At 59.9% G+C, this 12673-nt stretch carries 13 protein-coding genes; 3 read left to right on the top strand and 10 right to left on the bottom strand.

Annotated elements, in window-relative coordinates; genetic code table 11:
• The first annotated feature begins 136 nt into the window (after nt 1–136).
• Both K6U75_09080 and K6U75_09075 read left to right on the top strand, forming a co-directional pair.
• Nucleotides 137–520 (top strand): HEPN domain-containing protein, encoded by a 384-nt coding sequence (locus tag K6U75_09080; protein MCL6475189.1) that lies wholly within the window; start codon nt 137–139, stop codon nt 518–520.
• Nucleotides 496–831, top strand: a complete 336-nt coding sequence (locus K6U75_09075) for a nucleotidyltransferase domain-containing protein (protein ID MCL6475188.1) — start codon at nt 496–498, stop codon at nt 829–831. The genes K6U75_09080 and K6U75_09075 overlap by 25 nt, the downstream gene beginning before the upstream one ends.
• 12 nt (nt 832–843) lie before the next feature.
• Here K6U75_09075 and K6U75_09070 read toward each other — a convergent pair whose 3' ends face one another.
• From K6U75_09070 to K6U75_09025, 10 genes are all read right to left on the bottom strand, one after another.
• Entirely contained in the window at nt 844–1041 is a 198-nt protein-coding gene (locus K6U75_09070; GenBank protein MCL6475187.1) for a hypothetical protein, read from the bottom strand.
• A gap of 12 nt (nt 1042–1053) precedes the next feature.
• Complete coding sequence (locus K6U75_09065) at nt 1054–1755, bottom strand: PIG-L family deacetylase (protein ID MCL6475186.1); 702 nt, start codon at nt 1753–1755, stop codon at nt 1054–1056.
• A gap of 63 nt (nt 1756–1818) precedes the next feature.
• Nucleotides 1819–2850: a Gfo/Idh/MocA family oxidoreductase gene (locus K6U75_09060; GenBank protein MCL6475185.1), complete on the bottom strand. Its 1032-nt coding sequence runs from the start codon at nt 2848–2850 to the stop codon at nt 1819–1821.
• Nucleotides 2851–2862: 12 nt separating this feature from the next.
• Nucleotides 2863–3780, bottom strand: a complete 918-nt coding sequence (locus K6U75_09055; GenBank protein ID MCL6475184.1) for a hypothetical protein — start codon at nt 3778–3780, stop codon at nt 2863–2865.
• 83 nt (nt 3781–3863) lie between these two features.
• Nucleotides 3864–5078 carry an MFS transporter gene (locus tag K6U75_09050; protein ID MCL6475183.1) on the bottom strand — a complete coding sequence of 405 codons (1215 nt, stop codon included), beginning with the start codon at nt 5076–5078 and terminating at the stop codon, nt 3864–3866.
• 2 nt (nt 5079–5080) lie between these two features.
• Nucleotides 5081–6043: a 1-phosphofructokinase gene (gene pfkB, locus K6U75_09045; GenBank protein ID MCL6475182.1), complete on the bottom strand. Its 963-nt coding sequence runs from the start codon at nt 6041–6043 to the stop codon at nt 5081–5083.
• Entirely contained in the window at nt 6040–7623 is a 1584-nt protein-coding gene (locus tag K6U75_09040) for a hypothetical protein (GenBank protein MCL6475181.1), read from the bottom strand. Before K6U75_09040 ends, pfkB begins: the two co-directional genes overlap by 4 nt.
• 9 nt (nt 7624–7632) lie before the next feature.
• Nucleotides 7633–8421 carry an ABC-2 family transporter protein gene (locus K6U75_09035; GenBank protein MCL6475180.1) on the bottom strand — a complete coding sequence of 263 codons (789 nt, stop codon included), beginning with the start codon at nt 8419–8421 and terminating at the stop codon, nt 7633–7635.
• A 1-nt stretch (nt 8422) separates the two neighbouring features.
• On the bottom strand, nt 8423–9238 hold the full coding sequence (locus tag K6U75_09030; GenBank protein MCL6475179.1) for an ABC-2 family transporter protein: 816 nt from the start codon (nt 9236–9238) through the stop codon (nt 8423–8425).
• Nucleotide 9239: 1 nt separating this feature from the next.
• Entirely contained in the window at nt 9240–11420 is a 2181-nt protein-coding gene (locus K6U75_09025; protein MCL6475178.1) for a family 10 glycosylhydrolase, read from the bottom strand.
• Nucleotides 11421–11659: 239 nt separating this feature from the next.
• Between K6U75_09025 and K6U75_09020 the strand changes: the two genes are divergently transcribed.
• Nucleotides 11660–12601, top strand: a complete 942-nt coding sequence (locus tag K6U75_09020) for a DUF4380 domain-containing protein (GenBank protein ID MCL6475177.1) — start codon at nt 11660–11662, stop codon at nt 12599–12601.
• Nucleotides 12602–12673 lie beyond the last annotated feature (72 nt).

The following is a 12673-nucleotide window of genomic DNA, read 5'->3' as shown; positions in this document are numbered from 1 at the left end:
CACACAATATAGATGTACTCTTGCAGGTGGCTTCCTTGAAACACAGACCAGAGCCTCCGGCTGCCGACGCTGGCTGAACTGGGGCAGTATCTTGCGCTTCCTTGCCCCCTTTGATATGATTAGCGTGGTGAGCATAATGTTCAAAGCGACTCAGGAATGGGTAAAACAAGCAGAGTATGATATAGACACTGCTGAGCAGATGTTGGTCGCGGGCAGGTATTTGTACGTCGTATTTTTCTGTCACCTCGCCATTGAGAAGATGCTGAAGGCGGCTGTTACCGAGCGCACTGCGCAACCCCCACCTCGTACGCATAATCTTATTCTTCTGGCTCAGCTTGCCCAGCTGCCGGTACCTCAGGAACACACAGAGTTTATCGGCAAGATAGGCGACGCCAGCATTGTCACGAGATACCCGCAGGATTTGTCCCAGGCACTCACTGAATACACGGAGCCGATAGCTCGCCTGTACCTGCAGCACAGCAAGGAGGTTCTACGATGGATCAAAGAGCAGCTTCCATAGAATCCATTGTGCAGCGCTACTGCGAGCAGTTGAGGATACTGGGCGTGCATCCGCAGAAGGTCATCCTTTTCGGCTCCCGTGCTCGGGGGGAGGGTGACAACTACAGTGACATCGACCTGCTGGTGGTCTCCTCCGACTTCAAGGGGATGGGGCTTCGCGCCCGTTTGGAGACATTAGGGATTGCCGCCGCCCGCGTTTGGGAACCGATAGAAGCCATCGCCGCCTCTCCCGAAGACCTGCAGCAGGTGGAACCTGCGGACTTCCTTTCAGAAGTGCTCCGCACGGGGAAGGTGGTCTGGGAAGAGAGATAGCCGCCGCGCCGTCTATTTGCGCTCGTTCGCCACTTCCCACCGCTCCTCTTCCGGCAGTCGTATCCATCTCACGTGCCCGTCTGCCAAGGAGATAACCGCGCCGCCCACGTGGCGTTTGGCAAGCAGCTCCTGCCCCATAGCCAGCATCATCCCCCCAGCCGCCAGCACAATCGCTATCTCGGCGAGGACCTTCGCAAATCGCTTTATCATCGCCCCCCCGGCTCACGGCAACAGGCGCGTGACGGTACCCCGCCCCCACGCCTCGAGCCGACGGAAGCCCTCGGCATACATCACGCCTGCGCTCAGCCCGCGAAACCGTCCCATCACGCGGATGAAATCGGTGATGTCGATGTTGTCATGCTCCCGCAGCCACTTCACCTGGCTCTGGTGGCACTCCATCATCTGTATCTTCTGCTCGATGACGGGCGTGATGTCCACGTATTCGGTGGGGATAAACTCCGCCCCCGCCAGGCTGTCCATGTAGTAGATGACTGGCAGGCGCGGCGTGGGCGGGCTTTCGGTCTCCACATGCGGCAGCGTGGCGATGAAGGTGCTGACGAACACCAACTCCGACACCACGCGATGGTCCATGTGATAGTCCGTCGGGTTGTGGGTGATGACCACATCGGGTCTTGCCTTGCGCACCATCTCGATGAACGCCATGCGTGTAGCGTGGTCGTGGTAGATGAACTCATCAGGGATGTCCATCCAGATAAGCTCCGCCCCGCACAGGTCGGCGGAAGCCTTTGCCTCCTGATGACGGATTTGGCGCAGTTCGTCGGGCTTCAGCACGAAGTGCCCCTGCTCGCCGTTGGTGGCGACGCAGATGACCACCTCTTGCCCCTGCTGCCGATAGCGCAGGAGGGTGCCCGCGCACAGGATTTCGATATCGTCGGGATGTGCGCCCACCGCTAAAACGCGCATCTAAACCATCCTCCCTTGTAGCAGAAAACCCAGAACCGATGCATCTTTACCCCTTATGCCGCATCACACCGCCGACGCCTCGTAACGCACCTTCACCGGCTTACCCGTCGCCGCCGATTCGTCGATGGCGTAGATGACCTCATGCGTCTTCGCGGCGTCAAACAGGCTGACGTGGCTCTCCACGTTGTTGCGCACGCAGTCCACGAAGTGGTCGATCTCGCCGTGGAAGGGGTGGTGCGTCACATCGCCGCTGTCGGGACGGATGGTGGGAACCGTAATCCAGTCCGTCTGTCCGGGGAACAGGTCCTTCGCCCAGATGCGGTTGTCGCGCAGGGTTCCCCGCTCGCCCAGCAGGTCGATGTTGAACGCATACGGGCACCGGCAATCCAGAATGGACGACAGTTTGCCAATCGCGCCGCCGCGGAACCGCACCGCCGCCACCACGTTCGTATCGTACTCGTAGTTAGGGTCGGTGTTGTTGGAGTACGCCATCACCTCGTCGATCTCATCCTGCACGAAGTAGCGGATGGCGTCCACCGCGTGGCAACCCGCGCTCAGGAAGGAACTGCGTGCCACGCTCTTCTTGACGTTCCACTCGTACTGGCGGTAGTGCGGGCCAATGTGATGCCAGTAGTCCACCTCCGCGTAGAAGATGCGTCCGATGGCGTTTTGCTCCAGCAGCCGCTTGATGGTCATGAACTGCGGGTTCCAGTGCAACACGAAGCTCACCACTGTCTTCACACCCGCCTGCCGCACTGCTTTGACCATCTCGATCAGCTCCTCGCGGCTGTTGGCGACCGCTTTTTCTATCAGGATATGCTTTCCTGCCTGCGCCGCCAGAATGGTCTCGCGCGGGTGAAGGTTTGGCGGGGTGCAGATGGAGACCAGATGCACGTTCGCGTCTGCCAGCGCCTGCTCGTAGTCAGTGTAAATCTTTGCGTTGACCGCGCCGGTAGTCTCTTTCAACCTTTCCGCGCTCTCGCGGGTGCGGCTGCAGATAGCGACAACCTCCGTGTAGGGATTGCGTTGATAGGCGCGCACGTGTTCGGTGGAGACCCACCCTGCGCCGTGAACCAGCACACCGTATTCCGCCATCGGTTGCCTCCTTCAGCTCATGTGGATTTCCACGTTGTCCGCCACGCCCCCCAGCAGGGTGTAGTCGGTGCGGGCGGTCTGCAGGATGCTGCCGGGTACGTACGTGTTCACGGGACCATGCGCCACCAGCCGCGCGATAAACCTCTGCCACGAGACCCCTCCGCCCAGGTCGCCGTCCAGCCAGAAGCTGCGGTGCTTCGCGCCCAGAATATCTGCCGGACCGATAGTGTTGGCTTTGGGCGGTACCCACGACCAGTCACCGCCAAAGGAGTGCAGGGCGTTCTGCATGATGGTCATCGGGTGCAGTTCCACCAGCCGCGCGCCCGCCTGTTTATACGCCTCCAGGTCATCGCCGAACTCATCGCCGAGATGCGCCTCCCAGAAGGCGATATGTCCGCACCAGCCGATGCCGCCGTAGCACACGTCCGCCCCACCCATGTCGGCAATCATCTTGCTGTAGTCCTTGATGACGTCGGTGGTGGGGAAATGGATTTGTTTCTCCGGTGGGCGCAGCTCGGGATCGATGCGCAGGAAGAAGCTCTCCCACATCGCCCGCTGGAAGGAACCTCCCCAATCGCGCGGGGCGGTGTTGCCGTCCTGGTCGGCGTACTCGTCCATGTTGAAAGTATGCACGTGGTGCATCGGGATGCGCAGGCGGTTAATCATCTCGGCAGCGATGGGGTACTGCGGCATGGGTCCCACGGGAAAGATGCCCACAAACTGCCTGCCCTCGTCCAGCGCCTGCTTGATGCGGGTCACGATGTCGGTGGCGAACGCCGCGTAAAACTCGGCGTGGTCGTCGATGACGCGAATCTTGAAGTCGGGATTCGGGTGTTCAGTGATTCGTTCACGCGGGATAGCGCGCACACGGGCACACACCTCCACATCGCGAAACGGGATGAAGCGTGCCAGGTCATACTTGAACGCCATGATTCTAGCCTCCCTTCGGGTGTTCGATGGATGTTGAGGGATTCGCGGTGATGCACAAGATTCCTGCTTGCGCGGCAACTAGCTCAAGAAGGCTTTGAAGAAGACATCCCACGCGCGATACGCCACATCACCGCAAGACACACCCCCATCAGCCCCCACACCAGCAACACCGACAGCGCAGGATGCTGCGGCGCGATACGGTCGCCAACAAACGCTAAACTCGCCCCTGTCGCCAGTCCCAGCCCGATGAACGATTCATGGAAACCGCCGTGCGTGCCTTTCTCCTCGCTGCCCGCCATCGAGTAGAACAGCGAAGACTGGTATAGCAACCCGATGCTCAGCCCGAAGACGATTTGCGACAGCAGATGCACCGCCAGCGAAGGGGCAAACATCATGCCCGCAAAGCCCAGCATCGCCATGCCGAACGCCGCAAACAGCAGGTTGGGGCGATAGTGCCAGCCGCTCCAGCGACGCAGCAGCTCGAAGGCAAACATGCGCACATAGAACCACAGGCTGAACCAGCTGCTGGCGGTGGCGAAACTGACACCGATACGCTGTGCCACCATCGGATTGTAGGTGACGATGACGTTGATGGCGACGTATGCCATGGGGTTCGCCAGCCAGCCCAGCAGGCGGAAGGCATGGCGTTGCTGCGGCGTCAGCTCCACGCCTTCGGAGTCTACGACGGTATGGTGTTCGTCGGGCACGCTGTCGTAATCGGGCAGCACTTTCCATAACAGGAAGAGATTAAACAGGTAGAGCATGAGCGGCAGAGCAAACATCGCCCGCAACCCGAAGGCGCTCATGAGCGGGGTGGTGATGAAGAACGCAAAGCCGCTCCCTCCCGACCAACCGAGGTTATACATTCCGACCAGGTGCTGAACACGGTGTTGTGGCTCGCCGCGTGTGATGGCAGCTTCAATGGCAGGCCAGACAAACCCCTGAAATGCCGCGACCAGCACGATCGCTGTTACCATGTTCCAGCCCTCCGGGAGGACACAGCCTGCCAGAGAACCAGCAATCAGTCCGACCAGCCCCAGATTCATCGAGGTGCGACAGCCGCGCCGTTCGATGAGCCTGCCCCCCAGCACCGACCCGATTGCCGTGAGAAGACCGATCCCGATCTGCGCCATAGCGATGGTAGCAGGGCTCCATTCCAGCGCTCGCCGGGCGTAGAAGGGTTGACCGTACAGGATCATGGTGGTAGCAATCGATTGCCCGACCTGCACCACCTGCAACTGCCACTTGGGGAGGGTTGTGGTCATTTCCTTGCTCATATCCGGTGGCTGTTTCGCCATCGTTAAGCGGAAAGCCTGCCGGAGGGGCGTTCACACCGCACTTTGGGCACTAACGCCTCAATCTGCTCCCGCGTACAGAAACCCGCTCCGAATACGGCGGCGTTAGCCGCGCCGGCCGCCACCCCCCAGCGAAGCACATCGGGAGCCGACATGCCCTGAATGACCGCATACAACATCGCCCCGAGCATCGAGTCACCAGAGCCGACCGCGCTCACGAACTCTACCTCGGGCGGTTGCGCGAACCACTCTCCCTGTGGGCTGACCCAGATTGCCCCTTGCTTGCCCAGAGTTACCACCACAATCTCAATGCCTTTCTGGCGGAGCCGACGAGCCATCTCCAGCGCATCATCCCACCCTGTCGGCTCAGACCCGAACACAGCAGCGAGTTCCGCGCGATTGGGCTTCACCATCCACGGGATAGCTTCCACTCCGTGTCGGAGCAACGAGCCGCTGCTGTCCAGCACCACTCTGACCCCCGCTCCGCGTCCCATGCGGATGACCCGTGCGTGAAAGTCGTCGGGCACTCCAGGAGGTGCGCTGCCAGACAGGGTGACGTAGTCGAACTGGCGCAACAGCTGCCTCAGCTTTTCTTCCAGTGCCGTGACCTCCTCGGGATGGATTTCGGGTCCAATCTCGTTCAGCTCGGTCTGCGTTCCGTGGATAGGGTCAATGACTGCCAAACACACGCGGCTCTCCCCTTGCGTCCACACGAAGTCGCCAGGGATGCCCTCCTGCTTCAGGCTGTCCAGAATGAACGCGCCGTTGTGTCCGCCGAGGAAGCCAGTCGCCATGACCGGCACGCCCAGCGTGTGCAACACCCGCGCCACGTTGATGCCCTTCCCACCGGCGACCACTCTGCCCGACTCGACGCGGAACACCCGGTCCAGACAAAAACCCTCGACGCGATAAGTCTTGTCTACCGCTGCGTTGAGAGTGACCGTCAATACTGCAGGCTGTCTGCTCATGCCACCTCCATCTCGCGGTACAGCAGCTCTTCCACCACAATGGCTACATCCTCTACGGCGACCTGATGGGGCTGTCTATCGCGGCGCAGGCGCACCTCCACCAACCCCTCCGACGCCGAACGCCCCACCACCACCTGAAGGGGTATGCCGACCAGGTCGGCGTCTTTGAACTTCACTCCGGCGCGTTCATCGCGGTCATCCAGCAGGACATCGATGCCGCGTTCCTCAAGAGACAGCGATATCCTCTCCGCTAACTCGCGATGCGACTCTTCGGAAGGATTCAACAGCAGGATGATGGCGTCCAAAGGCGCGATGCGCGGATGCCACACCATGCCATCGCTATCGTGGTTTGCCTCCACCAGAGCCGCTATCAGGCGCGTGAGGTTCAGTTCGCCCAGGATGACCTGCACCGGTTGCTGCACCCCCTGAGCATCATCATACACCAGCCCATGCTCATCGCGCCACAAACGTACCTCCCCTACAAAAATACCCCGCCTCAGAACCAGCTCGCCACCACAGTGGGCGCACTGGTCGCCAGCGGAAGCGGTTCGCAGGTCCAGCCACGATGGCGTTGCGAAGTCGCGCCCCCAGCAGATGTGGATGCGATGCGCGTCCGCCAGATTCGCTCCCACCACAAAATCCTGCATCTGGCGCACCGCGTGGTCGGCGATCAGTCTTACCCTCTCGAGCCCAACCGGTCCCGCGAAGCCGACAGGAGCATGGCTCACCTCCTCCACCCGCTCCGGCGACATCATCTGCACCTCTTTCGCACCCAACGCCCTTTGCACCTTACGCAGGCTCAGTTCGTGGTCACCCCGCACCAGCGCGGCTACCGCCTTTCCATCCACGTCCAGTAGCAATGTCTTTACCAGTTTGGATGGTGGCACTTGGAGGAACCGGGCAACCTCCTCCACCGTACGCAAGCCGGGCGTGCGGACGATTTCAGCAGGGGGCACAGCATCGTATGGCGGTGGTTTCTCTCCCAAAGGAGACAAAGGGAAACAGTCTGGGACACCAGCGGCTTTGCACGAGGAACACTGTAGAAGCGCATCTTCGCCGCCCTCTGCCACAACCAGCAAGCACCATCCATCGCTCTCGCCCGCAAGCACTTCCGCTCCCATCTGTCTGCAAGACCATGCCAGAGTGTGTGTTATCCGTCTCAGAGTGTACGTTGTTGACGACGCATCCGCGTCGAAACGCCACATCCTGAAAAGTAGTCTCTCCCGAGCCTCCAGCAAGCCGCCGCGCGGTTCCACATCCTCGAGGCGCACCTGATTCATCGTATACCATTGCAGCGGCAGAGAGCGCCACGAACGGACCTGAGGGCGGGCAGATTCGAGCACTGCCTGCACTGCCTCCGTAAGGGGCGTTATCACCGGATGGAACCCTGCGGCTGCGCACTGCTCTTCCAAAAGCGTGACAGCGCGACGAAGCACATAAGCCCCCAGTGGCAGGAAAACATATACTCCCGCTTCCGCCTTGCGCACAAACCCCGCCCGACGCAACAATCGCTCATGCACACTGCTGGCATCTGCAGGCACTTCCCGTAGAGTGGCAAATGGTAACTGTGAGGCACGCATGGGATTCCCTCAGCTGCTCGCGCTGGTGTAGTGCCGCGTGGCAAATCGCCAGAAAGCTATCGCGCAGGCGAGGAAAAACATCGCCAGCCCTACTCCCACCGGCAATAACCACCACTCCATCCTGCCCAGCATCGCTTTGGAGGGTATTGTAGCGATGAACGCCAGCGGGATGATGAAGGTCAATATGCGTTGCAACACACCACGAAAGATGTCCGTTGGGAAACGCGCCATATACAGGATGGTGTCCACCAGCGCGGAGAGGTTGTCCACCCGCACGAGCCAGAAGGAGAGCGTCATCGCCAGCAGGTAGAACGAGTAGTACATGGTTAACCCGCTGAAACAGAGCACAAAATACTCCACTACCTGTGTCAGGTCGGGCAGCGGACGCATCCGTGATACCGCGTAACCCAGCATGGCGAAGGAACCGATGAGGGTGCCTATCTCATCCATGTTCACGAAGCGAAAGGATGTCCAGAACAGGCTGGAAACGGGCTTCACGAGCACGAAGTCAAACGTGCCCAGTCGTATCAGGCTGGGCAGCATCCACAGGTTGCGGAAGAAGGTGATGCTGGCGATGGAGCTCATCCAGTAACAGGTCGCTACCAGCAGGAAGGCGTCGTTGCGGTTCCAGCCGGCAACGGCATCGGTGCGCGCGTAGATAACCTCCACCAGCGCGATGAAGAAGAACAACCATGCAAAGTTGGTGATGACCTTCGCCCAGAAGTTCGCCCGGAACTCCAGCTCGCGCCGGAAGCCGTTGCGCCAGAACACTTTGTACAGCCGCCAGTAGCGACGCACCTCACATCCCCACCCCTGTATAGTATAGCAGACCCTTCCGCCAGAACACCTTCGCCAGCAGATACAGCGACACCGTCCATGCCACCTGTATCCCAATCGCCTGCCACGCTATAGACTCCGGCACCCTTCCCATGAAGACCTCCGTGGGCAGGGCAACGGTGTACTGGAAGGGCAAATAACGGCTCAAAGCCTGCAACCATTCCGGAAAGACCCCGATAGGCACTAACTGTCCCGACAGGAACAGCATCGGGATATAGTAGACGTTGTACACGCTGAACACTTCCTGAAAGAACAGCGCCAGCAACCCCAGGGCGTATGCCAGCATGAACGATACCAGATGCCCCATCACCAGCGATAGCCAGAAGGTCGGGCCCCATTCAAACCGCGCCTGCGTGAGGTGCGGGGCGTAAATCCAGACAGCCAGTGCAAGCATTGGCACAAACACCACGAGGCGGAACACCCGCCACGCCAGATTGCGGATAAGGTTGGTCTGGAAGTAGCTGAAGGGGCGTACCAGGTAAACCGAGAACTGTCCCTCCTTAATCTCCGTCGCCACATCCCACATCTGGTGCGTGACCACGAAGTTGGTAAACGTGACCATGCAGAGGTAATACAGCACCATCTCGCCCGGAGCGTACCCGCCGATGTGTGACCGCCCTCCATACGCGGACAGCCAAACCAGCGGCATCACCATCGCAGGCACGACATCGGTGAGGATCCAGATCACCGCCTGCGCGCGATATGCCAGCGAGTCCTGAAAATAGATGCTGAAGACCGCCCACGCCTTGCGCAGCCACAGATACAGCCTCTGGCGCATTTCACTCCCCGCTCAAGCCGAAATTGCTCACCAGAATACCGAAGTCGAAAAGGGTCACCTCGCCATCGCCGTCCAGATCGGCGTCGGCGTTCCACAGGGCGTCGCCCCGAACCGTACCAAAAGCCTGCACTATCCGCCCAAAGTCATGCAGGGTTATCTCGTTATCGCCGTCCACGTCGCCGTTGATGAGCGAAACTTCCGCGCTTCCCGTGGAGGGGAGAAAAACGCCTCTGAGCCTTCTGGACAACCAGTGCGAGCTTTTCACACGCACATCATACCACCCCGGTGCGATTGCGCTATCTCTGGGCAAAGTCACAACACCTGAGCCGTCGGGTGTGAGAGTATATTGCCTGACCAGTGTACCGTTAGCACGTAACACGTCTATCTGTATCGGCACGCTGTTACCCAGCCATTGCTGCCAGTCCACCTGCAGTTGTAGCGAACGCTGTGAGGGCAGTTCTACCCCCACCAGCCGTATCACTGAGGGTACAATCACGCGCTCGCTGCCCTGCGTGGACAGCGTGCCCAGAATCACCAGACGGTCACCCTCGATCCACGGCACTGCCGGGTTCGTATTCACTCGAATGGCGACAGGCGACTGACCGTCTTCCACATAGATTGCTCCCCCCAGCCTGTCGTTGCCAGCGGCGACACGCACATCCTGTAATAGCACCATCTGCCCATCGCTCTGCCGAAGCAGGTCAGCCATGGGCCACACATTACCCCCTGAACTGCCCGCCAGCACCGTCTCGCGCCATACGCTGCCTGCGGACACGGTGACCGTCCTGTTGACAGGCGTCAAACCCGATGCACTGACGCGCAGCGTGTAGGTGCCCGGAGGCACATCCACAAAAGCAAATGCACCGTTGCCATCGGTGAATAGCGAGCGCGAGAAGCCGCTGCGGAAAAGGGTCACCGTGGCGCGGTCCAGAGGCTGCAGGTTCGAACCCCTCAGAGCAACCCCCATGACGATACCCGTTGTCGGATTGGTCTTCCACGGCAGGTCGGGAACGGGCTCCCACTGCCCGAAGTAGTTGCCAAAGGTGGTATAGGCAGCCGGGTTATACCACTGGATGTTACCGGAGCTGTCCACGTTTGGCGCTGCGTACGAGTAGAAGACAATTCCATCCGAATATCCCCCCTGCGTTGTGGGCGTGCGCACCAGATTGATCTGAGTGAGGGTGTTCGAGAGAGTATTGAGGTATGCCCCCAGCCCAATCGCCACCGAGCGGTTATAACGGTGATTCCTCGCCCACGTGATCCAGTTATTGAAGTAGGTGCGGTAGGTGGAGTTGGAGTGGTTGTAATAGCACATGGGAATAGCGATGTCCAGAATACCCTCTTCCGTCCACGCCCGCCAGTCTTGAAACACCGAACTGTATGCCGAGGTAGAGAACCACGCTGATTCGCTGGTGGGACCGTTGCCCCACGTAATCGTTGCAGCGGTCACCTTACACCAGGGCTTGATGGCGACCGCCGAGGCGTAGATTCGGCGCACCAGCTGTGTGACCTGGTCCCGTCTCCACTGCGACCAGTTACTGTCGTTGTATGCAGGTTGCCCTGTGCGTCCGTAAACAGCGTTGAATCGGCTGACGCTCACCGGGTTGTATCCCCAGCGGTTGCCCGCGAAGCGGATATAGTCGAAGTGAATACCGTCCACGTCGTAGTGCCTCAACACGTCCAGCGCGACGCGGTACAGGAAGTCTGCCGCTTCCGGATTGCCGGGGTCCAAGCTGTAGTTACTGCCGTCATAGCTTGCGCCGCTATCATTCAGCGTGAGCCACTGCGGGAAACGGTTATAAGGGTGAGTCGGATTGGATGGAGGCGTTGTGGAGTTCCACACCGGCAGCATCACGAGCCAGGCGTGCACCTCAAGGCGCGGCGTCTCGTGGTGTGCCCGCTGTATCAAATACGCCAGAGGGTCAAAACCGCCCGACACATCGCTGGCGGTAGGCTCGTAGTGCGAGAGGTAGTAAGCATCCCCGCGTTTACGCACCTCCACAAACAGGGCGTTTGCCTTCGCAGTGCGCGCTGCCTGTATCAGGGCGTCGGCCTCCGCTGGCGTGCGCAGTGCCGCGTGCCAGGTATCCACCCAGAAAGCACGCAGCTCCGGCGCTGCATACGCCCGTCCCACTGCCAGCACCAGACATATTCCCACGACCCAACCGGTATACCGCCGCATGACCAGCCTCCAGCCAACAAGTAGCAGCCGTGTTATTGTAGCAGATGCAAAGGATCAAAGCAACCGGTGTGATGCACATGCAGACCCGAACCAGACCCTTCCCGGGCAGGAACCCCTTCTCCCCAACGCGAATGTGCCTGCGAAGAGAAAGCTGGACAGAAGGAGGTGTCATCGCCATGTCATGGCGAACGGCGGGGCTGTTTATCCCTGCTCTGCTCTCTGCAGCGTCCGCAGGGCAACTGCAATTTCAGGAGAAAGTCCGCTACGGAGGCTGGCAAAACTGCATACGCCTGAGCAACGGACAGATCGAAATTATCGTCACGACCGATGTGGGACCTCGCGTCATCCGGTGTGGTTTCGTCGGTGGGCAGAACCTGTTCCACGAAGTGAAAGAAGAACTCGGCAAAACGGGCGGCAGCGAGTGGCGTCCGTACGGCGGACACAGGCTGTGGCACGCTCCCGAGCAGATGCCCCGGACCTACGCCCCGGACAACGACCCGGTGCAGTATACCTGGGACGGCAAAACCCTGACTCTGACTCAACCGGTCGAACCCTCGACAGGCATCCAGAAGCAGATGGAGATTACCCTGTCGCCAGACAGCAACCACCTGAAATTGGTACACCGACTCATCAACAAGAACCTGTGGGATATCGAAGCTGCCCCCTGGTGCCTGACCGTAATGGCTCCGGGCGGACGAGCCATCTTTCCTCAGGAGCCGTACATCCCCCACTCAGAGTATCTACTGCCCGCCCGCGCGCTGGTATTGTGGCACTACACGGACATGCGTGACCCGCGCTGGATATGGGGCACCCGCTACATCCAGCTCAAGCAGGACCCAACCGTTCCCAAAGACGATAAAGGCAAACAGAAAGTGGGAATGCTCAACAAGCAGGGCTGGGCGGCTTACGTGCTGAACGGCGAAGTGTTTCTGAAACGCTATGGCTATGACCCTAGCGCCACTTATCCTGACTATGGCTGCAATACAGAGACCTTTACCAACGCAGATATGCTGGAGATGGAGACGCTGGGACCTCTGGGCAAGATACCCGCTGGAGGCTCCGTTGAGCATGTGGAACACTGGTTCCTCTTTAAAGCGGATGTGGGAACGGACGAGTCGGATATCGACGCCAAACTCCTGCCGCTCGTTCAGCAGACGGAACAGATGGTGAAAGTGAGGTAACCGCTTGGAGGGCGAGGCTCTCGCTGAGCCGTTTGCAAGGTTTTTCGATAACCAGGAGGCTCGCCCTCCAGG

It is taken from the genome of Bacillota bacterium, from assembly GCA_023511455.1.
In the GTDB taxonomy this organism is placed as follows: Bacteria; Armatimonadota; HRBIN16; order HRBIN16; family HRBIN16; genus HRBIN16.
This window is presented reverse-complemented; position numbering and strand designations above follow the sequence as displayed.